The organism is Rhodococcus sp. C-2, from assembly GCF_027854095.1.
In the GTDB taxonomy this organism is placed as follows: Bacteria; Actinomycetota; Actinomycetes; order Mycobacteriales; family Mycobacteriaceae; genus Rhodococcus_F; species Rhodococcus_F qingshengii.
On record NZ_JAQGFI010000010.1, the window covers coordinates 250743 to 274818 of the forward strand.

General features: G+C 62.6%; 20 protein-coding genes. All 20 read left to right on the top strand.

All coding sequences use genetic code 11. The features are described 5' to 3' along the window. The first annotated feature begins 131 nt into the window (after positions 1-131). On the top strand, positions 132-227 hold the full coding sequence (gene mftA / locus PCS43_RS22235) for a mycofactocin precursor MftA (protein ID WP_063836238.1): 96 nt from the start codon (positions 132-134) through the stop codon (positions 225-227). Then, positions 212-499, top strand: coding sequence for a mycofactocin biosynthesis chaperone MftB (gene mftB, locus PCS43_RS22240; protein WP_007728309.1), 288 nt, complete (start codon positions 212-214; stop codon positions 497-499). Before mftA ends, mftB begins: the two co-directional genes overlap by 16 nt. Before the next feature lie 76 nt (positions 500-575). Then, positions 576-1793, top strand: coding sequence for a mycofactocin radical SAM maturase (gene mftC, locus PCS43_RS22245; RefSeq protein WP_003942089.1), 1218 nt, complete (start codon positions 576-578; stop codon positions 1791-1793). Between the two features lie 55 nt (positions 1794-1848). Beyond that, on the top strand, positions 1849-3027 hold the full coding sequence (gene mftD, locus PCS43_RS22250) for a pre-mycofactocin synthase MftD (RefSeq protein WP_003942047.1): 1179 nt from the start codon (positions 1849-1851) through the stop codon (positions 3025-3027). Positions 3028-3053: 26 nt separating this feature from the next. Continuing rightward, the gene (locus tag PCS43_RS22255; protein ID WP_007728304.1) at positions 3054-4985 is read left to right on the top strand and encodes a mycofactocin system FadH/OYE family oxidoreductase 1; all 1932 of its coding nucleotides are present in this window, start codon (positions 3054-3056) and stop codon (positions 4983-4985) included. Next, positions 4982-5809 carry a mycofactocin-coupled SDR family oxidoreductase gene (locus PCS43_RS22260; protein ID WP_003941966.1) on the top strand — a complete coding sequence of 276 codons (828 nt, stop codon included), beginning with the start codon at positions 4982-4984 and terminating at the stop codon, positions 5807-5809. Before PCS43_RS22255 ends, PCS43_RS22260 begins: the two co-directional genes overlap by 4 nt. After that, entirely contained in the window at positions 5809-7758 is a 1950-nt protein-coding gene (locus PCS43_RS22265) for a mycofactocin system FadH/OYE family oxidoreductase 2 (protein ID WP_007730150.1), read from the top strand. The genes PCS43_RS22260 and PCS43_RS22265 overlap by 1 nt, the downstream gene beginning before the upstream one ends. Before the next feature lie 41 nt (positions 7759-7799). Continuing rightward, positions 7800-9038 carry an HNH endonuclease signature motif containing protein gene (locus PCS43_RS22270; RefSeq protein WP_209908030.1) on the top strand — a complete coding sequence of 413 codons (1239 nt, stop codon included), beginning with the start codon at positions 7800-7802 and terminating at the stop codon, positions 9036-9038. Between the two features lie 98 nt (positions 9039-9136). Then, entirely contained in the window at positions 9137-9829 is a 693-nt protein-coding gene (gene mftE / locus PCS43_RS22275) for a mycofactocin biosynthesis peptidyl-dipeptidase MftE (RefSeq protein WP_007730152.1), read from the top strand. Between the two features lie 97 nt (positions 9830-9926). Beyond that, positions 9927-11324: a mycofactocin biosynthesis glycosyltransferase MftF gene (gene mftF, locus PCS43_RS22280; RefSeq protein ID WP_007730153.1), complete on the top strand. Its 1398-nt coding sequence runs from the start codon at positions 9927-9929 to the stop codon at positions 11322-11324. Beyond that, positions 11321-12802 carry a mycofactocin dehydrogenase MftG gene (mftG, locus tag PCS43_RS22285; protein WP_209908032.1) on the top strand — a complete coding sequence of 494 codons (1482 nt, stop codon included), beginning with the start codon at positions 11321-11323 and terminating at the stop codon, positions 12800-12802. Before mftF ends, mftG begins: the two co-directional genes overlap by 4 nt. 105 nt (positions 12803-12907) lie before the next feature. Then, positions 12908-14221 carry a helix-turn-helix domain-containing protein gene (locus PCS43_RS22290; RefSeq protein WP_007730155.1) on the top strand — a complete coding sequence of 438 codons (1314 nt, stop codon included), beginning with the start codon at positions 12908-12910 and terminating at the stop codon, positions 14219-14221. Between the two features lie 143 nt (positions 14222-14364). Further along, positions 14365-15888 carry an aldehyde dehydrogenase gene (gene adh / locus PCS43_RS22295; protein ID WP_007730158.1) on the top strand — a complete coding sequence of 508 codons (1524 nt, stop codon included), beginning with the start codon at positions 14365-14367 and terminating at the stop codon, positions 15886-15888. A gap of 91 nt (positions 15889-15979) precedes the next feature. Continuing rightward, positions 15980-16540 carry a DUF779 domain-containing protein gene (locus tag PCS43_RS22300; RefSeq protein ID WP_209908034.1) on the top strand — a complete coding sequence of 187 codons (561 nt, stop codon included), beginning with the start codon at positions 15980-15982 and terminating at the stop codon, positions 16538-16540. Positions 16541-16705: 165 nt separating this feature from the next. Further along, a complete protein-coding gene (gene eat, locus PCS43_RS22305; RefSeq protein ID WP_085998902.1) occupies positions 16706-18178 on the top strand; it encodes an ethanolamine permease in 1473 nt (490 codons plus the stop codon). After that, positions 18175-19599, top strand: coding sequence for an ethanolamine ammonia-lyase subunit EutB (locus PCS43_RS22310; RefSeq protein ID WP_007730162.1), 1425 nt, complete (start codon positions 18175-18177; stop codon positions 19597-19599). Before eat ends, PCS43_RS22310 begins: the two co-directional genes overlap by 4 nt. Further along, a complete protein-coding gene (gene eutC / locus PCS43_RS22315; RefSeq protein WP_007730164.1) occupies positions 19596-20369 on the top strand; it encodes an ethanolamine ammonia-lyase subunit EutC in 774 nt (257 codons plus the stop codon). Before PCS43_RS22310 ends, eutC begins: the two co-directional genes overlap by 4 nt. 82 nt (positions 20370-20451) lie before the next feature. Beyond that, entirely contained in the window at positions 20452-21750 is a 1299-nt protein-coding gene (locus PCS43_RS22320) for an HAD family hydrolase (RefSeq protein WP_007730167.1), read from the top strand. Between the two features lie 142 nt (positions 21751-21892). After that, on the top strand, positions 21893-22432 hold the full coding sequence (locus PCS43_RS22325) for a hypothetical protein (protein WP_007730168.1): 540 nt from the start codon (positions 21893-21895) through the stop codon (positions 22430-22432). A 331-nt stretch (positions 22433-22763) separates the two neighbouring features. After that, complete coding sequence (locus tag PCS43_RS22330; protein WP_209911534.1) at positions 22764-24041, top strand: MFS transporter; 1278 nt, start codon at positions 22764-22766, stop codon at positions 24039-24041. Positions 24042-24076: the final 35 nt, after the last annotated feature.

Here is a 24076-nt window from a genome sequence, read left to right on the forward strand (position 1 = left end):
TGTCATTCTGCACTCTATGCCATTACAGTGGTGAACCGAGTCACAGTGAAGTCCCACTAGTGACCACCAACTCCCAGGTTGGAAGTCTGATCTACAGACTTCCAGACGGAGTGCGACCGCAGGAGGAATCCATGTCAGATCGTGACAACAAGGCGCTCGAGAACGACCTCGTCGAGGAGTCCCTCGTGGAGGAAGTTTCCATCGACGGCATGTGCGGCGTGTACTGACCGTGTCTGCTTTGGATCTCGATGCGGGGTGGAAACTCCACCCGCAGGTAGCGCTTCGCCCCGAACCTTTCGGGGCGTTGCTCTACCACTTCGGAACACGCAAGCTGTCGTTCCTGAAGAACACGACCATCGTTGCGGTGGTCAAGGCGTTGCCAGACCATCCTGATGTCCGGTCCGCACTACGTGCGCAAGGCATCGAAGATGACGCGGCTCCCCAATATGCCCGCGCGCTGAGCACTCTCGCCGACTCGCACATGATCGTGCCTGTCTGAGCCAGACGCTCGCCCCCACGTGCGGAACAGCCCTTCCGCACGTTCGCCCGCTTCATTTCTTCGCGAGGACACAGCCATGACCTCAGTTCTTGAACAGCCCTCCCCGCCCGCCAAGGTGGGTCGCCTCGTCGATCAGTTCGAACTCGGACTCGACGCCCCCATCTGCCTGACGTGGGAACTCACCTACGCCTGCAACCTGTCCTGCGTGCACTGCCTTTCGTCGTCGGGTCGTCGTGACCCCAACGAGCTGAGCACCGAACAGTGCAAGTCCATCATCGACGAGCTGCAGCGTATGCAGGTTTTCTACGTCAACATCGGTGGCGGCGAGCCGACGGTACGCTCCGACTTCTGGGAGCTCGTCGACTACGCGACCGACCACCAGGTTGGTGTGAAGTTCTCCACCAACGGCGTGAAGATCGACAAGAAGGTCGCGGCGCGCCTCGCAGCCAGTGACTACGTCGACGTGCAGATTTCCATCGACGGTGCCACCGCTGAGGTCAATGACGCTGTGCGCGGGCCTGGTTCGTTCGCGATGGCCGAGCGCGCTCTCGCGAACCTGAAGGAAGCCGGCTTCAAGGACGCCAAGATTTCGGTGGTCGTCACGCGGCACAACGTCAGTCAGCTCGACGAGTTCAAGGCTCTCGCGGACAAGTACGACGCGACCCTGCGCATCACTCGACTGCGTCCTTCGGGCCGCGGCGCCGACGTGTGGGACGACCTGCACCCGCGTCCGGAGCAGCAGCGTGAGCTCTACAACTGGCTGGTCGCCAATGGCGAAGGCGTCCTGACGGGCGACTCGTTCTTCCACCTCTCCGCCTTCGGCGATGCACTGCCCGGTCTCAATCTCTGTGGCGCGGGCCGCGTCGTGTGCCTGATCGACCCGGTCGGTGACGTGTACGCATGCCCCTTCGCGATTCACGAGCAGTTCCTCGCCGGAAACATCGTGAAAGACGGTGGATTCCAGGAAGTCTGGCAGCACTCGGACCTGTTCGAGGAGCTGCGCTCGCCCCAAACCGGTGGCGCCTGCAGCAAGTGCAACCACTACGACTCCTGCCGCGGCGGCTGCATGGCGGCCAAGTTCTTCACCGGACTGCCGATGGACGGACCTGACCCCGAGTGCGTCATCGGCAACGGTGAAATGGCACTGGCGTCGGCGGGAGAGGTCCCGAAGTCCAGTGTCGACCACTCCCGTTCCGGTCAACGTAAGACCCCACGTGCATCGGTGCCACTGACACTGATGATGCGTCCGCCCGCCAAGATTTGTGACGAAAACCCGCTTGCGGGAATGCAGTAACTACTGCGCGATACCGACAGTGCGGCGAAAGCTGCACCCCAGAGAGGTCAGTTCAATGGCTAAGAATGCTTTCTTCGAGACGGTGGCAGAAGCACAGCGCCGTGCGAAGAAGAGGTTGCCCAAGTCCGTGTACGCGGCGTTGGTAGCGGGATCCGAGAAAGGGCTGACGGTCGACGACAACGTCGCGGCATTCAGCGAATTGGGTTTCGCTCCCCACGCTGCCGGGCTGTCGGACAAGCGCGAGATGTCCACCACCATTATGGGCCAGGACATTTCGTTGCCCGTCATGATTTCACCGACCGGTGTGCAGGCAGTGCACCCCGACGGTGAAGTAGCGGTAGCCCGTGCGGCTGCAGCACGGGGAACAGCCATCGGACTGAGTTCTTTTGCCAGCAAGTCCATCGAAGAAGTTGCCGCGGCCAACCCGCAGGTCTTCTTCCAGATGTATTGGGTCGGTAGCCGCGACGTGCTCCTGCAGCGTATGGAGCGCGCTCGCGCTGCCGGTGCCAAGGGCCTGATCATCACCACCGACTGGTCCTTCTCGTACGGTCGCGACTGGGGCAGCCCGTCCATCCCCGAAAAGATGGACCTCAAGGCGATGTTCCAGTTCGCACCCGAGGGAATCATGCGCCCGAAGTGGTTGCTCGAGTTCGCCAAGACCGGCAAGATCCCGGACCTGACCACCCCCAACCTCGCGGCTCCCGGCCAGCCTGCACCGACGTTCTTCGGCGCATACGGCGAGTGGATGCAGACTCCGCTTCCGACGTGGGAAGACATCGCCTGGCTTCGTGAGCAGTGGGGTGGACCGTTCATGCTCAAGGGCATCATGCGCATCGACGACGCCAAGCGAGCTGTCGACGCCGGTGTCTCCGCTATCTCGGTCTCCAACCACGGTGGTAACAACCTCGACGGGACCCCGGCGCCGATCCGTGTGCTCCCGGGCATTGCCGAGGCCGTGGGCGATCAGGTGGAAGTTGTTCTCGACGGCGGCATTCGACGCGGCGGCGACGTCGTCAAGGCGCTCGCACTCGGAGCCAAGGCCGTCATGCTCGGGCGCGCCTACCTGTGGGGCCTCTCGGCCAACGGCCAGGCCGGTGTCGAGAACGTGCTCGACCTCATGCGGATGGGCATCGACTCGGGGCTGATGGGCCTCGGCCACTCGTCCATCACCGAACTGAGCCCGGCGGACCTGGTGATTCCGGAAGGCTTCACACGCACATTGGGTGCCAGCTGAGATTACGGCTCCGATAGAGCTGTGAGTTGACACTCGACGAACACACGACCCTGGCCGGACGCCTCGTCCGGTCCAGGGTTGTTTTCGGTCCGCACGAGACCAATCTTGCTGTGGGACGCTCGCTTTCCGATCGGCACCGTGCGTACTACCAGCGCCGCGCCGAGGGCGGAACCGGGATCGTCGTCACCGAAGTGGCCTCGGTATCGGAGAACGACTGGCCGTACGAGCGGGCGCCGTTGGCGTCGCAATGTGGCCCGGGGTGGCAGTCGATCGCGGCTGCATGTGCTCCGTACGGAACGCTGGTTCTGGCCGGGCTCGGTCATACCGGCATGCAGGGATCGAGCGCATACTCCCAGTCGGTGCTGTGGGGACCGTCAAGAGTGGCCGACCCGGCGACGCGTGAGTTGCCGATGGCAATGGGGCAGCCGGAAATCGACCAGCTGATAGTCGGCTTCCGTGAGGCGTCGGCGCTGGCCGTCGCTTCGGGAATGGACGGAGTGGAACTCGATGCCGGTCCTCGAAGCATTCTGCGACAATTCCTTTCGGGTCTGACCAACACTCGGCCAGACCGATACGGTAGCGATCGCGTTGCTCTTGTTCGCGAGGTCATCTCGGCAGTGCGCGAGGAAGTCGGGTCGGATCACGTTGTCTCCCTGCGGTTGTCCTGTGACGAGGAAGCTCCATGGGCGGGTCTGACGCCCGATCTTGCCATCGGTATCGCGCGTGAAGTGTCTCCGTTCCTCGATCTCCTTGTCGTCGTTCGTGGCGGACTCTATTCGTCTGAGGGGTACCGCCCCGATTTTCACTGCCCGCCGAACTTCAACCTCGATCTGTGCCGTGAGATCAAGGCCGCTCTGTCGATTCCTGTTGTCGTGCAGGGGAGCGTCGTGGACATCGCCGACGCTCACGCGGCGCTGGAAGTAGGTGAGTTCGTCGAGATGACCCGGGCCCAGATCGCAGACCCGGACCTGGTTGTGAAAGCCGCGCGCGGCGATCGTCCCCGGCCGTGTGTGCTCTGCAATCAGACGTGCCTCGTGCGTGATCCTCGCAATCCTGTCGTGACGTGCGTCGGGAATCCGAGCGCGGGTTTCGAGACGGTGGACCCCGATGAGCGGGAGCAGATTTCGACACCGGGAGCCGTGCTGGTCGTGGGGGGTGGCCCCGCTGGGATGGAAGCTGCACGGATCTCGGCGGTGGCGGGGCACTCGGTCACACTCGTCGAGAGTTCATCGCAGTTCGGCGGCATGATCCGAACTTTTGCGCGAGGTGACGGCCGTAGCCGGTTCGCACTCCTCGCGCAGTGGTTGGAGGACGAATGCCGTCGTAGCGGCGTGACGATGCGGACCGGGGCGGCGCTCGACGCCCAAGACCTGGGTGACGCACGCAGCCGGGGCGAGTTTGTTGTCGTTGCCACCGGTAGTGCTGCGAGGCCGCCGACGTATCCGGTCGACGATTCGGTTCGATGGTTGGATGCGTCGGAAGCCTTCGAGAAGTTGAGCACCGTGGGGCCGGGTCCGGTCGCGCTGATCGATCCCCTCGGTGGACCGATCGCGGTGGCGCTCGCAGAAGCACTCGCGGCCCATGGCATCTCCGTCTCGATTGTGACTCCCGACAGCATCGTCGGTTCGAGGCTCGGTGCGAGTGGGGATCTGGTCGGCGCCAACACGCGTATCCAGCAGGCCGGGGTCACCAGGGTGCTCGCGTCACGTGTCACCGAAATCGCTCGAGGGGCCGTCTGCGTCGAACACGTCCATACCGGCGAGCGGTCACAGCTCGAGTGCGAAGTGGTGATCGACTGCTCGCCTCGTCTGCCGAACGAAACGCTGAAGGAAGAGGCCGACATTCAGGTGGGCGACTCGGTTGCCCCGAGAACTGTTCTCGAATCCATCCGCGAAGGGCGCTTTGCAGGGTTTACTACTAGAACGAGTTTCAATTCTGCAGAGAGGGCTATCTCATGACACAGGGTTCAGTTCGTTCGCTCGAAGGTCGCGTTGCTTTCATCACCGGCGCAGCGCGCGGTCAAGGACGTGCGCACGCGGTCAAGATGGCGCGCGAGGGAGCAGCGATCATCGCGGTCGACGTATGCGCGTCGGTGGCGTCGGACAATTCCTACGACGCAGCAACTTCCGAGGACTTTGCCGAGACGATACGTCTGGTGGAAGCGGAGGGCGGGAAGATCCTCGCCCGGGAGGTCGATGTCCGTGACGGCGCAGCGCTCACCGCGGTGGTCAAGGACGGCGTCGAACAGTTCGGACGTCTCGACATCGTGGTCGCCAACGCCGGGGTCTGCAACTGGAATCGATTTTGGGAAATGTCGGACGAGCAGTGGGAAACCCTGATCGACATCAACCTGACCGGAGTCTGGAAAACCCTCAAGGCCTCGGTGCCGGCGATCATCGAGGGTGGGCGCGGTGGATCGATCATCGTGGTCAGTTCGGTGGCCGGACTCAAGGCGCTGCCCGGACAGGCGCACTACGCGAGCGCCAAGTTCGGTCTCGTCGGTCTGACGCAGGCCGCGGCAAAGGAACTGGGGGAGTACAAGATCAGGGTCAACTCGATCCATCCTTACGGAGTGAATACGCCGATGGGGGTCGACCAGGGCGCTCTCGAGGTATTTGCAAAGTTTCCGCAGTACCTTCCCAACTTCACTCCGATCCTCTCGGACATCGCTTTCGCCGAACCTGACGAGATCGCCGATACCGTCCTGTGGCTCGCCGGTGACGGTTCCCGCACCGTCACGGCAAGTCATATCGCTCTCGATCAAGGAAACTCCAAGGTCTGATGACGCCGTACCCGCGCCTCTTCGCGCCACTGCGCCTGGGCAACCTGACACTCCGCAATCGGGTCGTGTTCTCCGCACACCTGACCAATTACGCGGAGTACGGGTTGCCGACGGAGCAGCACGCGAGCTACTACGAGGCGCGGGCACGCGGCGGTGCGGGTCTGATCATCACCGAGGAGCACTCGACGCATCCTTCGGATCGACCGTACGAGAAGATGATTGCGGGCTATCGGCCGGAAGCGATCGAGGGATACCGGCGGATCACCGACGCCGTTCATGCGCATGGTTCGTCGATTCTCGCGCAGATCAACCACAATGGGGGTCAGGGCGCTGGAACCTATTCGCGATCGCCGCTGTTGGCGCCGAGCGCCGTTGCGGATCCGTTGTTCCGCGAGGTGCCCAAGGCTGTCGACGACGCGGACATCGCCGAGATTCTCGCAGGGTTCGCCCTTGTTGCGCGCAACTGCGTTGCCGGTGGCTTCGACGGGGTGGAATTGCAGGCGTCGCAGTCGTCCATCGTGCGCGCGTTTCTCGCACCCTCGACCAACCTGCGCACTGATCGCTACGGCGGGGGCGTGGCGAATCGTGCGCGTTTCCTTCTCGAAGTGCTCGGGGTACTGCGTAAGGCCATCGGCCCGGATCGTGTGCTCGGTGTGCGCCTGAGTGGATACGAAGGAACGCGGGGTGGCATCGAACTGTCCGACGCGGTAACCACCGCCCAACTCATCGAAGCTGACGGTCACGTCGACTACATCAACACCACCGTCGGAATGGCCACGGAAACACTGCATCTGGTCGAAGCATCGATGGCTGTACCCACCGGCTACGCCAACTTCGTCCCGTCTGCGATCAGGGAGGTCGTCGATCTTCCAGTCGTCGGAGTCGGCCGTTTCAAGACGCCGGAGCAAGCCGAAGCTGCACTCGAGGACGGTGTATGCGATCTGGTGGGCGTAGTTCGCGGGCAGATCGCCGATCCGGATTTTGTGAACAAGGCGCGTGCTGGTCAATCGGTACAGGTGCGAACCTGCCTGTCCTGCAACCAGGAATGCGTCGGGCGGATGGGTCTGGGACGTTGGTTGGGGTGCACCGAAAATCCGCGCGCCGGTCGGGAATCGGTACCGCTGCCGATGCCGCGGCGACGGGGCCGCACGGTGGTGGTGGTCGGTGGCGGCCCGGCCGGCCTGCAAGCTGCGGCTACAGCGGCCCAGCGAGGTCATGCGGTGACGCTGTTCGAGCGTGAACGAAGACTTGGGGGACAGATTCTTACCGCCTCGGTGGTACCGGCTCGCCGTGAGCTCGCCGACCTCGTCCGGAATCTCGAATCTGAGTGTCGCCGAAGCGGTGTGACGATCGAGTTGGATGCTGGAGCTGATCTCGCGATCGTGGAGGAGCGCGCGCCCGAGGTGGTCGTGATTGCAACCGGAGCGCGGCCTGTGCGACCGGCGTGGGCGGGTGGATCAGAGCGTGTGGTGGGTGTTCGAGACGTTCTCGACGGCAAGATTCTGCCGAGTGGAACGGTGCTCGTCTACGACGAACTGGGATTCCATCAAGGTACGTCGGTGGCGGAGTTCCTCGCTGATCGAGGCTGTGCCGTCACGATCGCGACCAACGGCATGGTGGTCGCGCAGGACCTGAGCATCACCCTGGATTTCGAGGGGTGGAACCGCCGAGCGTTCGAGAAGTCGATCGGTCAACGGACAGATCTGATGGTGACTTCGGTGAGCGCTGGGGCCTCGCCGCTCGTGAGCTTGGTTCACCTTCCGACGGGTGTGACCGAGGAAGTTGCAGTCGACTGGGTGGTCTTCGCGACACAGCAGGAACCTGTCGACGAGTTGTGGAACACCTTGCAGGGAAGCTGTTTCGAGAAATTTCGCATCGGTGACGCCTTGTCTCCGAGGCGTTCGCACGCGGCCGTCATCGAGGGGCATCGGGCCGCGTTGGCGATATAGTCGTCCGTTTTGTCCCTGGTTCTCGAAAGTATGTTTTGAGCATGGACAGTCGGGAAGCGTGGCAACTGGATGGCGTGGGCCTCAAGAGCGAGGTTCTCGATCTGGTGCGCGCCCGGCACGAGTTGCAGTCGCGGATAGTGTTGTTGATCGTGGAGATGTTTTCCCGTGAGGTTCTCGGCGGGAAGGGTTTTCGGGCGATCGCGCAGTGGTTGCATGGTTCGACGAATCTGGAGATCGGTGAGTGCAGTCTGCTGGTCGGGTTGGCGCAGTTGTTGATGCTCGAACCCGTTGTGGGCGATGCGTTTCACCGTGGTGACGTGGATGCGTTGAAGGCGCGGCAGGTGGCGTCGTTTTGTCAGCATCCGCCGAAGAACATGACCCTGGCGGATGTGGACAAGGCTCGCGGGATTTTGTTGTCGTTGGCGTCGAAGAACATTGCGGATTGCGATGCGGTGCGGGCGGCGATTCGGCGGATCGAGAAGCAGTACGGCAAGCGCGAGGACGGCGTCCCGGTCGGCGAGGATTCGGAGCGCAACGAGTTCTACGCCTCGAAAGGCTTGTACGGGCGGGTCACTGTGAAGGGTGATCTGGATGCGATCAACGGGGCCCGGTTGATCACGTTGTTGTCGAGTCTGTCGGCGCCGACGCCGGAGAAGGACGGCGTGAAGGACACCCGTACGCCGGGATTACGACGGGCGGATGGGTTCTGCGAACTGTTGCGGCGGTACGAGCGGGCGGGGTTGGGTCCGATCGAGGGCGGGGTGAAACCGCACGTCACGGTCATGGCCAGCGCGAAAGACACGACGGATCTGCAGGCGCTCAAGGATTTGTTGCCGTCCACCGAGGAACTGGCTTTCGCGTGGACGGATTGGGTGGGCCCGATCAGCATCGACACCGCACGGATGCTGGCCTGCGACTGCACCGTCACGCGAATTTTGTTGGATGAGAATGGTGTTCCGCTCGACTGCGGTAAGGAAGTGCGAACGGCGACCGTTCCGCAGCGCCGGGCTCTTGCGGTTCGGGATGGTGGGTGCGCGTTTCCCGGGTGCGGAACTCCGTCGGGGTGGTGCGATGCCCATCATATTGTTCACTGGAGTGATGGTGGCCCAACGGATCTCGACAATCTGATTCTGTTGTGCGGTCATCACCACCGGACGATGCACCACACCGAATGGCGGGTGGAGATCGGCCCCGACCGAAAAACAGTGTTCTATCCACCGATGTCGATCGATCCGTATCAACAGCCGATCGGCGGGAACAGCCCACCGACAGCGGCGTGAACCGCGACAACTGACGAATACGCCGGGGCACAACAATGCCCCGGTGTATCCGCATGCAGTGTTGCGGTGGGAGGGGCCCGCACCAATACGATCGGGGGATGAGTTCTCCGCGTGACCTTGCTGCCATCCCGAGTCCTTCGCTCGAGGGCACTGCGCTCACCGTCGTGGTCCCGGTCGGTTCTTTTGAACAACACGGACCGCACCTGCCTCTCGATACCGACACTCGGATCGCGAGAGCAGTCGCAGAGGCTCTGCCCGACGTCGTCGTGGCCCCGGCCATCGAATACGGGGCGAGCGGCGAACACGAAGGGTTTGCCGGCACGATTTCGATCGGTGCCGAGGCTATGGAAACCGTCGTCGTCGAATACGGAAGGTCGGCGTTCCGATGGACGAAGCGGGTGCTGTTCGTCAACGGCCACGGCGGAAATGGTCCCGCATTGGCCAAAGCGGTGGCACTTCTGCGGTATGAGGGGCGTGATGCTGCTTGGGTGCCGTGCGCTGTTGCGGGTGCCGACGCTCATGCCGGACACACTGAAACGAGCCTATTGCTGCACCTTTCGCCCGATTTGGTGCACATGAGCCTTGCTGAGACAGGAAATTTGTCTCCTATCGCGGACCTGATGCCAGGAATGCGTTCGGGCGGTATGGTCGCTGTGTCGCAAAACGGCGTTCTCGGCAATCCAGTCGGGGCTACCGCCGAAGACGGCGCATACATCTTCGGTGAGTTGGTAGGACGCGTGACGGATGGACTGGCCCGGTGGGAGCCTGGTCCAGATGGGAGGCTTCGGTGACGACCACGACCGAGTGGGGGCGGACGGTCCACCTGCGACGGCTTTCGAGGCTGCGACGAGTTGCAGCACGACGGGCTACGTCCCTTACGATCATCTGATGCGACCAGCAAGACTCCCCGACGGCTTCGGCATTCGGTTGGACCCCAAGGTGCGCACGTACTCGGGTGGCCGGGTACTCATCGGCGGATCTCCGACGCGGATGCTCAAGCTGGCGCCGACGGCTGCGGCGATGATCGGCGACGGCTTCCTCGAGGTGGTCGATCAGCAGAGCGCTGCGGTTGCGCGACACCTTCTCGATTCAGGTGTCGCGAATCCTCGTCCGATGTCGACGCCGTCCGCTGCCGATGTCACGGTCGTGATTCCGGTCAAGGACAACCAGGCCGGCGTCGAACGCCTATTGCCCGTCCTCAAGGATCTGACCGTCATCGTTGTCGACGACGGTTCGGAAGTGCCGGTGGAGCCCCGTCGCGCCTGCCCGGGCACCGGCACCATCACAGTGGTCCGGCACGAGAGTGCCCGCGGTCCCTCGGCAGCGAGAAACTCGGGATTGCGTTCGGCCCAAACACGTTTCGTAGCTTTTCTGGACTCCGACGTCATACCGCGTGCCGGTTGGCTCGAGTTGATGTTGGGCCACTTCAGCGATCCGGGGGTTGCCCTTGTTGCACCCCGCATCGTCGCCCTCGATCCGTACGGGACGGCGCTGGCGCGGTACGAGAACATGCGATCGTCTCTCGACCTCGGACGCAAGGAAGCTGCGGTGAAGTCGGGCAGTCCGGTCGCCTATGTCCCCAGCGCCGCCGTGATCGTCCGGCGCGACGTGGCACTCGAATGCAACGGTTTCGACGAGAGTCTCGAAGTAGCCGAGGACGTCGATTTCTGCTGGCGACTGCAGGCTGCGGGTTGGCGACTGAGGTACGAACCGGTTGCGCATGTCGCCCACGATCATCGAGTTCAGTTCGACAAGTGGTTCGCCAGGAGAGCGTTCTACGGCACGGGTGCGGCGCCGTTGGCTGCAAGACACGAGGGTTCGGTTCCGCCGATGGCGATGTCGTTCTCGACGCTCTTCGCGTGTATCGCCGCCGCAACACTGACCCGTTCCGGTCTTGCCGGCGCACTCGGCGCTTTGCTGTTTACCGTTTACCGGCTGCGAAAGATGTTCACCGGCCTGAGTCAACCCACCCGGATCGCGGCGATCCTCACCGCGCAGGGAGTTGTCGGCGGATTCTGGCAACTCGCCTCGGCAATGTGTCGTCACTACTGGCCCGTGACGCTCCTGGCGGTGATCGCCTCCAGGCGAATTCGGCGGCTGGCCGTCGCTGCAGCAGTCACCGAAGGTTTGGTGGACTGGTATCGCCACCGTGAGCCAGGCGGGCTGGGACCGGTTCGGTACGTCTTCTTCAAACGAGCCGACGACATCGCGTATGGGGCCGGACTCTGGCGTGGCGCATTCGACGCCCGCGACTGGGCGGCGCTGAAACCTCGAATCACCAAGTGACAGAAGCCGACTACGCAGATTTCCTGGTTGTCGGTGGTGGCACGTGTGGTTGCGTGGTCGCAGCCAGGCTCAGTGAAGATCCATCCGCCACGGTGATGCTCCTCGAATCGGGAAGCGGATATCGATCGGCGCTCGAACTCCCGGACGTCCTGGGTGATCCGTACCGACTGCCGGTCGGACCTGCGAGCGAATACACGTGGACCTATCCGGTCGAACTGACGCCGCGTCGGGCGTCCACAATTGCGCGGGGGCGGACACTCGGTGGATCCGGAGCCGTCAACGGTGCGTACTTCACCCGCGCGACCCGTGCTGATTTCGAGAATTGGCCGAGTTCATGGCGATACGACGACGTCTTGCCGTACTTCAAGAAGTCCGAAACGGATCGTGATTTCGAGGGCGAGTTCCACGGGACCGCCGGACCGATCCCGGTCGAGCGTCGAGCGTGGGACCAACTACATCCACTGAGCGGCGAGTTTCATGCGGCAGCGCTCGGAGCAGGCTTTCCCGACGACGTCGACAAGAATGCGCCGGACTCGTTCGGGGTGGGCCGAGTGCCACTGAACGTCTCGGATCATCGTCGGATCAGTACGGCGATCGGGTATCTGATGCCGGCGTTGCACCGGCCGAATCTGCGGGTGGAATCCGGAGTGAACGTCATTCGCATCGCGTTCTCGGGTACCCGTGCGATCGGCGTCGACGTTCTCGACGACGGTAATGTCCGACGCATTCGTGCCGACCATGTGGTCGTGTGTTCGGGCGCGGTGGCGACACCGCACATTCTCCTGAATTCCGGTGTTGGTCCAGCGGAACAACTTGTAGGGCAGGGAGTTTCCGTCGTTCTCGATCGACCGGGCGTCGGACAGAACTTCGTCGACCACCCGGAAGTGCTGCTGCCGTACCATTTTTCGAAGCCCCGCACGATTCGATCGCAGACTCCGGTGCTGGAGACAGCCCTCAACCTCGCTGAGATCGAAATCCGTCCGTACACCGCATCTTTCACAGACCTGGTTCCCGGTGTGCCTCGCATGGACCACGGCGTCGGAGTGGTCCTGATGGCGCCGCACAGCCGGGGAAGCATCGAACTGGTATCGGGGGATCCCGCTGGGGCGCCGCGTATTCGGTACAACTATGTCGCGTCGGCGCACGATCGAGCTGCCATTCGGGAAGGGATGCGGATCGCCGAGAATCTTCTCGAGTCGATCGCCGAGACGGGGTTGATCGATCGCCCCGTCGTGGAGTACACCGATGAGTGGGTCGAATCCCGCTTGGGAACGTCGCTGCATATGTCCGGTAGTTGCGTGATGTGTGCCGAGGCGGACCCGTTCGCAGTCGTCGACGGTCGGTGCCGTGTGATCGGCGCGCAAGGACTCAGTATTGTTGACACGTCAATCCTGCCGACGATCCCGACCCGCGGCCCGCATGCGACCGCGGTGATGGTCGCGGAACGAGCAAGCGCCATTCTGCTCGGTGACGAGTGACCGCGAGGGGTAGCAGGCTGGGTCGGCAGTCATACCGAATGGTCGTTCTCGCCTATGGGCTGTGATCGGCGTTACAGTGGTCCACGGAGCGGAGGAACGCAAAATATGGCACGTGAACAGGCTGTGCCCGGCAACCCGTGGGTGGCGGTCAGGCCAGGCGATGACGTCGCGTTACTCGCGCGGCGACTTTCGTCTGCCCATCAGTCGTTCATCGATGCTCGCGGCGTGCCCGGCCAGGGGCTGACCGACGACTCCCATGTCCGCTCGGTCGTACTCGAGTCCTGGATGCGGAGCCGCAACAAGGGGGTAAATCCCGATGTGGTCGGCAACCCTGAGATGCTCGAAGGGTTGGAGCTCGAAAAGTATCGCTCCGCGCATCCCATGTCACTGATCCGTCCGGTGATTCGGAAACTCCTGGTGGAAGATGCTGCCGAGACCGGACTACTGATCGCGATCAGTGACGCACACGGTCGATTGCTCTGGGTGGAGGGTGACAACTCGGCCAAGGACAAGGCGTTGTCCATGAACTTCGTTGAAGGCGCCGACTGGAGCGAAGATCGTGTCGGCACCAATGCGCCGGGAACGGCGCTTGCTCTCGATCACTCCGTACAGATTTTCGGATCCGAGCATTTCAACCGAACCGTGCACGACTGGAGTTGTTCGGCCGCACCCGTCCACGATCCCACCACTGGGCAAATCCTTGGTGCCATCGACATCACCGGTGGTCCCAGGGTTGCGGTTCCCGAAGTGCTGTCACTGATCCGTGCAACTGTCGCGGCCGCCGAATCGGAATTGCGATTCCATCTCTTGAACTCGCCCATCCCGCTCAGTGCCACGGCTCCGCGCCTCGAAACATTCGGTGCCGGCCGGCCGACGCTGGTTCGCGGCGGTGACCGCATCCCGATTTCGCAGCGTCACGCCGAGATTCTCCTTCTGCTTTCCGAACACCCGGAGGGCCTCAGCTCCGACCACCTTGCGGTCCTGCTCGACGAGGGCGAACTCGACGCAGTGACCATTCGCGCGGAAATGTCGCGGCTTCGTAAGGTTTTCGGCGCCGACCGGCTGGCTTCGCGCCCCTATCGGATCATCACGGAGTTCACGACAGATGTCGGCGATGTGCGGGCAGCGTTGGACCGAGGCGACGCAGCGACGGCGATGAAACTGTATTCGGGCCCGGTGCTGGCGGGCTCTGCCTCCCCGGGAATCGAAGAGGTGCGGGAAGAACTACGCACCAGGGTCCAGGCAGCTCTGCTGCGTGGAGGTGACGCCAACCTTCTGGCCCGGTGGACCACGTCGGTGCACGGCCGCGAAGACTCCGTCGTGTGGGAGGCCTACCTGTCCACGTTGGATCCTCAATCTCCGCTGTATTCGCAGGTCCAGGCTAGAATTGATCTCCTCGACCGCCAATTGGGCATCTGAGAATCATCTGCGTTTCTCGCACGCAACGTACTTGCAACGTTGCAACTCCTAGTGTTGTGAATCACACCCCACCGGGGGGTGGGATTGCAGTCACCGATTTGGTGGGTGCGCCCAGGAAGATCACGTTTACATAGGAGCTTGCAATGACCGTGTACGCCCGCCCAGGTACCGCCGACGCGATCATGTCCTTCCAGTCTCGATACGACAACTGGATCGGCAACGAATGGGTTGCTCCGGTCAAGGGTCAGTACTTCGAGAACCCGACACCGGTGACCGGACAGAATTTCTGTGATGTGGCTCGTTCCACCGCAGAAGACATCGAACTCGCTCTCGACGCAGCGCACGCAGCAGCTCCGGCCTGGGGCAAGACCTCGGTCGCCGAGCGCGCGATCATCTTGAACAAGATCGCTGATCGTATGGAGGAGAACCTCGAATCCATCGCACTCGCCGAGTCGTGGGACAACGGCAAGCCGATCCGCGAGACCCTCAACGCCGACATTCCGCTCGCCATCGATCACTTCCGATACTTCGCGGGAGCTATTCGCGCACAGGAAGGTTCGCTCTCGGAGATCAACTCCGACACCGTGGCGTACCACTTCCACGAGCCGCTCGGCGTAGTCGGCCAGATCATTCCGTGGAACTTCCCGATCCTCATGGCCGTGTGGAAGCTTGCCCCCGCCCTCGCTGCCGGCAATGCCATCGTGCTCAAGCCTGCCGAGCAGACGCCAGTCTCGATCCTGCACCTCATCGGCATCATCGGTGACCTGCTGCCTGCCGGTGTTCTCAACATCGTCAACGGCTTTGGCGTCGAGGCCGGAAAGCCGCTCGCGTCCAGCCCGCGTATCAAGAAGATCGCGTTCACCGGTGAGACCACCACCGGTCGCCTGATCATGCAGTACGCGTCGCAGAACCTTATCCCCGTCACCCTCGAACTCGGTGGCAAGAGCCCCAACATCTTCTTCTCCGACGTTCTCGCCTCAAACGACGACTACCAGGACAAGGCACTCGAGGGCTTCACGATGTTCGCCCTCAACCAGGGCGAGGTCTGCACCTGCCCGTCACGTTCGCTGATCCAGGAAGACATCTTCGACGAGTTCCTCGCGATGGCAGCCATCCGCACCAAGGCTGTGCGCCAAGGGGATCCGCTCGACACCGACACCATGATCGGTGCCCAGGCCAGCAACGATCAGCTCGAGAAGATCCTCTCGTACATCGAGATCGGCAAGGCCGAAGGCGCCAAGGTCATCACCGGTGGTGAGCGAGCCGAACTCGGCGGAGACCTGTCCGGCGGCTACTACGTCCAGCCGACGGTGTTCACCGGCAACAACAAGATGCGCATCTTCCAGGAAGAGATCTTCGGACCCGTCGTCTCGGTCACCTCGTTCAAGGACTACGACGAGGCCATCGAAATCGCCAACGACACGCTCTACGGTTTGGGCGCCGGTGTCTGGTCCCGCGACGGCGGAGTTGCTTACCGCGCAGGCCGCGACATCCAAGCCGGTCGCGTCTGGACCAACACGTACCACCAGTACCCGGCACACGCCGCTTTCGGTGGATACAAGCAGTCCGGCATCGGCCGCGAGAACCACCTGATGATGCTCTCGCACTACCAGCAGACCAAGAACCTCCTGGTCAGCTACGCCCAGAAGGCTCAGGGCTTCTTCTGATCTACCCACCGGCACCCGTGAGCCCCTCGCTGCGGGTGCCGGTGAGCAAGACTGCAACACGCGAAACCTGCACAAACACACGGAGGTTGGAATGAGCGCCACGGACACACCCGATACCGGCGCCGTTCCACCCCGGTTGGTGACCACCGCTGGGGCGGCTGAGCTCCTGCGCCGCCTCAGCGGGACTCACGGCGAACTGATGATGCATCAATCCGGCGGATGCTGCGACGGCTCGGCCCCGATGTGTTATCCCTCAGGCGAATTCATCGTCGGGGACCGTGACGTACTACTCGGAATCGTCGATCTCCGACTTGCTGTCGGAGAGACTCCCGAAGACCTTCCCACCGGAACCGACGCTGTACAGGTCTGGATTTCCGGATCACAGTTCGAAGCCTGGAAGCACACCCAGTTGGTACTGGACGTCGTGCCCGGCCGCGGCAGTGGATTCAGCCTGGAGTCTCCTGAAGGATTCAGATTCCTCAGTCGAGCAAGGGCATTCACACCGGACGAAAACGAAGCACTCGGCGCGTCGAGCATTCTCGTGGGCGCTGATTGGGAAGCGGGCGTGCGTCCTTTGCCCCCGACGGTTCCCCAGGTGGTCGCCGAGGCCGTCGACGCCTGCCCGGTGCCGGGCGCGGCCGCCCGATCCTGAGAACGGCAGCCTGAAGAAGATCTGAACAGACTCGGGGCCGCTCACATGACAGCCAGTTAACAGCACGGTCATCTCCAGGCGACCTTCTCCGTACATCGCCCACATACCGTTCATTTCACGCGACGCATCCACCGTGCGTCGTCTCATTCTTGACCGATTCAGAGGATGGACATGTCTCTTTCCGACCACGCAACCGGCAAAAACGCCGGTGCCGCGGGTGCACACCACGACGGCGCAGACTTCCATGCGGAAGACAATTCGTATCTGGAGAAACGAACACTCCGAAAGGGAACAGCAGGGTGGGTGCTGCTTGCGGGGTTGGGTGTCAGCTATGTGATTTCCGGTGACTACGCCGGCTGGAACAACGGTCTGGCCGAAGGTGGTTTCGGTGGCCTTCTCATCGCGGCGGTTGTCATCGCGGGTATGTACCTGGCGATGGTGCTCGGTATGGCCGAGATGTCGTCGGCACTTCCTGCCGCTGGTGGTGGATACACGTTTGCCAGACGGGCCATGGGGCCCTGGGGCGGATTTGCCACCGGCACAGCAATTCTCATCGAGTACTCGATAGCACCCGCAGCGATCGCGACCTTCATCGGTGCGTACGTCGAGTCCCTGAACCTGTTCGGGATCACCGACGGCTGGTGGGTGTACCTCGCGGTGTACGCGATCTTCATCGGCATTCACCTCACCGGCGCCGGTGAGGCACTCAAGGCGATGTTCATCATCACCGCCATTGCACTCGTCGGCCTGGTCGTGTTCGCGGTTTCGGCTGTCGGCCTTTTCGATTCGTCCAACCTCACCGATATCGCCGTCGAAACCAGCGCAGTCGGATCGTCGTCGTTCCTGCCATTCGGTCTGCTCGGAATCTGGGCCGCCGTGCCCTTCGCGATCTGGTTCTTCCTTGCGGTCGAAGGTGTACCGCTGGCCGCCGAGGAAGCACGTGAGCCGGAGAAGAACGTCCCCCGCGGCATCATCATCAGCATGTTGATCCTGATCGTCACAGGCGCAACGGTTCTCTTCCTCGCCACCGGTGCGCTCGGCGCAGACGCCCTGTCCACCTCCGGAAATCCGCTCGTCGAGGCTCTGGGGGACAGCGGAGCGGCAAAGGCCGTCAACTACATCGGACTTGCCGGTCTGGTCGCGAGCTTCTTCTCGATCATGTACGCCTACTCACGCCAGACGTTTGCGCTCTCCCGCGCCGGCTATCTGCCGAAGAACCTGTCGGTGACCAACAAGCGCAAGGCCCCCACTCTCGCGCTCGTCGTACCCGGAATCATCGGCTTCGCGCTCTCACTCACCGGTGAAGGTGCAATGTTGCTCAACATGGCGGTGTTCGGCGCGGCAGTAAGCTACGTCCTGATGATGGTGAGTCACATCGTTCTTCGTAAGCGTGAGCCGAACATGCCGCGCCCGTACCGCACGCCCGGCGGTATCGCCACCACCTCGTTTGCGCTCGTGATCGCGGCAGTGTCGGTGGTGGCCACCTTCCTGGTCGATCCCGTTGCGGCATTGCTGACGTTGGTCGCCTTCGGAGTTCTGATGGCGTACTTCGGTCTCTACAGTCGTCACCACCTTGTTGCCAACTCGCCGGACGAGGAGTTTGCTGTACTTGCACAGGCGGAAGAAGAATTGGGATGAGTCGCGGGATGGCCAAGTATCACCAGCAGGTATCCGGAACCAACTACTCGTTCGACGGTCTCGTCGATCTGATGGCAAAAGCGACACCACTGCGGTCGGGTGACGAACTAGCCGGTTGCGCGGCAAGCTCCGACGCCGAACGTGCTGCTGCTCAATGGGTTCTGGCTGATCTTCCGTTGACGGTGTTCCTCGAAGATCTGGTGGTTCCGTACGAGGACGACGAGGTAACCAGGCTCATCATCGACAGCCACGATCGCCTGGCCTTTGCGCCGGTGGCCCACCTGACTGTTGGCGGACTACGAGACTGGTTGCTCGAGACCGCGTCGGCGCCGGAAGCTTCCGCACGGTTGTCCGCCGTAAGTCCCGGGCTCACCCCCGAGATGGTTGCGGCGGTCAGCAAGATCATGCGCAATCAGGACCTGATCGCCGTCGCGAAGGCCATCACCGTGACCGCGGGGTTCCGTACGACCATCGGACTGCCCGGCCGGCTGAGCACCCGACTCCAGCCAAACCACCCGACAGACGATCCACGCGGCATCGCGGCGGCCACATTGGACGGTCTCCTGATGGGATGTGGCGACGCCGTCATCGGTATCAACCCTGCGACGGACTCACCCCAGGCCACCTCGGATCTGCTCCACCTGCTCGACGACATCCGTCAGCGATTCGAGATCCCGACTCAGTCGTGCGTGCTCTCGCACGTGACCACCACGATCGGACTGATCGAATCGGGGGTGCCGGTCGATCTCGTCTTCCAGTCGATTGCCGGTACCGAAGGCGCCAATTCCGGTTTCGGAGTGAACATTCCGCTCCTGCGTGAGGGTAACGAGGCCGGGCGCTCCTTGAACCGCGGAACGGTCGGCAACAACGTCATGTACCTGGAGACGGGGCAGGGGTCCGCCCTCAGCTCAGGTGCCCACTACGGCACCGGCGGAGCCCCGGTCGATCAGCAGACACTCGAGACCAGGGCATACGCAGTGGCACGTGATCTCGAACCGCTGCTGGTCAACACCGTGGTCGGCTTCATCGGTCCCGAGTATCTCTACGACGGCAAGCAGATCATTCGCGCGGGCTTGGAGGATCACTTCTGCGGAAAACTCCTCGGGCTGCCGATGGGAGTGGACGTCTGCTACACCAACCACGCCGAAGCCGATCAAGACGACATGGACAACCTGCTCACCTTGCTGGGCGTCGCCGGCGCGGCGTTCGTGATCGCGGTGCCCGGCGCCGACGACGTGATGCTCGGCTATCAAAGTCTGGCGTTCCACGACGCGCTGTATGTGCGTAAGGTTCTCGGTTTGCAGCCCGCCCCGGAGTTCGAGACCTGGCTACACAACTTGGGGATGACCGACGCAAACGGTCGGGTTCTTCCGATCGACGCCGAAATGTCGCCGTTGCGGGCTTTGACGGTGAACTCATGACCGAAGATCAGGCACCGATCCTCGATTTCTGGGGTCCACTGCGCAAGACCACACAATCGCGTATCGGGCTGGGGCGTGCCGGAGATTCGTTGCCCACCAAACGGGTTCTCGAATTCAAGGCAGCTCACGCCGCAGCCCGCGACGCGGTCCACGAGCCACTCGACTCCGAGACGCTTGCCAGTCGGGTCGAAGGGGTGGGCATCGGGGCGCCGGTGGTGGTCGCGAGCAGCGTCTCCACCCGCAGTGAGTATCTCCGGAGACCCGACCTGGGGCGCCAACCGGCTGACCTGGGTGCGATCTCGAGTTCCGACAAGGAAATCGGGTTCATCCTCGCCGACGGACTCTCGCCGCGAGCACTGATGGACCACGGCGAGCAATTACTGTCTGCGTTGGTCACGGTGTTGGGGGAGCGGTACTCGATCGCGCCGCCCGTGATCGCCACGAATGCCCGTGTGGCACTGGGTGATCACATCGCTGCCGCGATGGGAGTGCAGACGGCGATCGTCCTGATCGGCGAACGTCCAGGGCTCTCCGTTGCGGACAGTGTCGGGATCTATCTGACTCACCTTCCCCGCGTCGGTCGTACCGACGCGGATCGAAACTGCATTTCCAATGTCCACCCACCCGAGGGACTCGGATACGAGCAGGCTGCTCGTGTCGTCCTGGGATTGGTGACGGGAGCGCGCCAGTTGGGCCGCTCCGGCGTCGACCTCAAGGACACCTCTCGCGCCGACGCCGTTGCGTCGGGAGAAGTGCTGACGCTCGATTAATTGACAACTGCACGGCATACCCGGGTCGATCGACACTCGGGTATGCCGTCGTACCCGAATCACGACGAAAACGAGGGAATCGATGTTCCGTTCGCTGCATGCCCGCGCCCTGTGTGCGTTGGCGGTAGGTAGTGTCCTGTTGAGTGCAACTGCATGTAGTTCGGCCGAGAGCTCCCCGAAAGAAGTTGTGGCGCAGAGTGGTTCATCCTGTGCTGCGTTGGATCCCAGTCTGGCGTGGTACGGCGACAACCGTGTGAGGTTGGATGCCATGATGACGGAGTTCGGAACGTGTGGAGCTGCAGGTGATGTCGATGACGGAGCTCCGTTGGCGCTCTTCGACTGGGACAACACAGTTGTCAAGAACGACATCGGAAGCGCCACCGCATTCTGGATGATCAAGAACAACAAGGTGTTACAGCCTGCCGGAGGGGACTGGGCAACCACCAGCCGCTTCATGACGCCAGCCGGCGCTGCCGCACTTTCCGCCGCGTGCGGCTCCGAGACCGCGCCGGGGCAACCGTTGGCAACCAGCACCGACTTGGACTGCGCGGACGAGATCGTTGCGGTACTCGAAGAGAAGACTCGCGACGGCCAGGCCGCATTCGACGGTTACGATCACCGCCGGACAAAAGCCGCATACGCGTGGGCCGTGCAGTTGATGGCAGGGCACACCGAGGACGAGATCACCGAGTACGCCCGCGCAGCGCGTGCCGAGAATCTCGCTGCTGCAGAAGGATCCGATCAGACCGTCGGTACGACGGAAGTCGACGGCTCGGTGCGGTACTACGCGCAAATCGAAGATTTGGTGAAATCCCTCGGCGCTCATGGATTCGACGTGCGGATCATCTCCGCGTCGGCCGAACCGGTCGTTCGAGTCTGGGCGGAACAGCTGGGATTGGACGCCGATCACGTGATGGGAGTTCGGCCCATCGTCGAGGGCGGGGTTCTCACCGGGCGCCTGCGTGGGTGTGGTGGCGTTGCGGACGGCGACGACTCTGTCATTCCGTACATCGACGGCAAGCGGTGCCAGGTCAACGAGGTTGTCTACGGGGTTCAAGGGCCTACGGCGTTCGAGCAGTTGGCCGCCGATCGACGTCAGGTATTTGCTGCCGGTGATTCTGTCACCGACGTGACGTTCCTCGGAGATGCGACCGGTGCGCGCCTGGTGATCAACCGCAACAATCCCGAACTGATGTGCAATGCCTACGACAACAGTGACGGGAAATGGCTGGTCAACCCCATGTTCATCGAACCGAAGTCCCGGGCGGACGCTCCCTATCACTGCTCGACCGATGCTTACACCGACGCGGCCGGGGCAAAAGGTGCCGTGACTCGCGTAGACGGCAGCGTGATCCCCGATCAGGCCGATACCGTCGCGTGACGGTCGACTTGTCGCGGTGACTTCACAACGATCGATCGGGGTGTGATCTGATTCTGTCGAGCCCTTTGTCGGGCTGCGGAAACCCACGGGTGTCCGCTGTGATGCTGGAGCCGCAGAGGCGGCACGTGAGTAGGAGAAATCGATGGCCTTCGCTGGCAATGTGGACGAGTTGGCACTGCTCCAAGCAGTACGTCTCAAGGAGCGGGTCGGAGCGGTCGTCCTGGCCGAGCACCTGGGCGTCAGCTCGGCTTCCGGTCAAGCTGCGTACGACGCACTTGTCGCGCAGGGCAAAGCGGTCGAAGCGGAAAACGCCATCAGCCTGACCGAGAAAGGTTTGGCAGAACTCGAAGATCAGTTGGACGCCGAGCGCGTCTCGATCGACGAGGACTCCATCGGTGAGGTGTACGAGGCGTTCCTTCCCTTGGACGAGGAGTTCGCCGCGCTCATCGACGACGCAGATGCGGATTCCCTTGCAGAGCTGGATCGCCGGGCGGCAAACCTGTTCGACGATCTGTCGGCATTCGTTCCGCGGTTGTCTCGTTACCAGGATCTCTTCTCGGATGCTCTCGCGAAAGTGCAAGCGGGGGAGTCCAAGTGGATTTCCGAACCGATCATCGACTCCTACGCCACGGTGTGGGGCGAGATCCGTCAGGAACTGTTCGGGGCTGCCGGTAAGGCTTGATCCGTAGCGTTGCACCGTGACGCCGTTTCTCGAGGGCCGTCCGATTCGTGAGAGCGAATCGGACGGCCTGCGGCATGTCGAGGGTCGTGAAACTCGTTACCATTGCATACAAGTGGTGACCGAGATCACTCCTACCCCCTTTCGGGGGTAGTGCGGGGGTGAGCCACATCACTACCTTTCCTCCTATCGACGGTGATGCCCACAGGGCGACACCACGGGACCACGGAGGAATCGAGTGACCACAGTCTCTCCCACAGGCGGCACCAGTGCCGCCGGCGCCGGGGGTGCGAGTGCCGCAGGTGCGACGCAGCCCCCGCAGAACACCACCAGTGTGCGGCGCGTCGCAATCGCGAGTTGCATCGGCACGACTATCGAGTTCTACGACTTCTTCATCTACGGAACCGCTGCGGCACTTGTCTTTCCGACGGTGTTCTTCCCCGCGCTCGGTGCCACTGCGGGAACTGTCGCATCGTTTGCGACTTTCGCAGTCGCATTCATCGCCCGGCCCGTCGGCGCAATGTTGTTCGGACACTTCGGTGATCGCATCGGTCGCAAGAAGACGCTGATCTCGACGCTCCTGCTCATGGGTATCTCGACGCTCCTGATCGGCTTGCTGCCGGGTGCTGCAACCATCGGTGTCGCGGCCCCGATCATCTTGGTGCTCTTGCGATTCGGCCAAGGTTTCGCGGTCGGTGGTGAGTGGGCAGGCGCAACCTTGCTCACCGCGGAATACGCTCCGCCGGGCAAACGTGGTCTGTATGCGATGTTCCCGCAGCTCGGCCCTGCAATCGCCTTCGTTCTCTCGAGCAGTACCTTCCTCATCACCGGCGCAGTTCTCGGCGACACCAACCAGGCTTTCCTCGACTACGGCTGGCGTATCCCGTTCCTGTTCTCCATCGTGTTGGTCGGCGTCGGCCTCTACATGCGACTCGCTATCGAGGAGACTCCCGTCTTCAAGGCGGAGCAGGCAGAGCGCGTCGCTGAGCAGAAGAACGAAGCACCACGCACCCTCCCGTTCCTGGATGCTTGGCGGTTCCAGACCAAGGAGATCCTGCTCTCGGCAGGCGCCCTGGCTTGCCTGTTCGCGTTTTTCTACATGGGCACGGCTTTCCTGACGAGCTACGGAACAAAGACCCTCGGCTTCTCCCGTCCGTTCGTCCTGTCGGTCGGTATCGCTTCCGCGGTTGTCTTCGGTGCGGCGATCGTCGTTTCCGCTCTGTACTCGGACCGCATCGGGCGCCGCAAGGTCATCATGATCTCGTGTGGTCTGGCCGTCGTCTGGGCGCTGGTGCTGTTCCCGCTCCTCGACACGGGATCGCCGATCGCGTTCATCATCGGAATGTTCGGCACGCTCATGATCTTCGGAATCGCGTACGGCCCCTGCGGTGCGCTGCTTCCGGAAATGTTCCAGACCCGCTACCGCTACACCGGTGCCGGCCTCGGCTACAACCTCGCCGGAGTGCTCGGTGGGGCAGTGCCGCCGCTGATCGCCGCACCGCTGGCCTCGGCCTACGGGAGTATGGCCATCGGAGTCATGTTGGCGATCCTGGGTGTGTTGAGCCTGATCTGCACCTGGGCGCTCGTCGAGACCAAGGACCACGCGCTGTAACCACTGTGCGCCTTTATTAACCGCCGGCGGTTAAT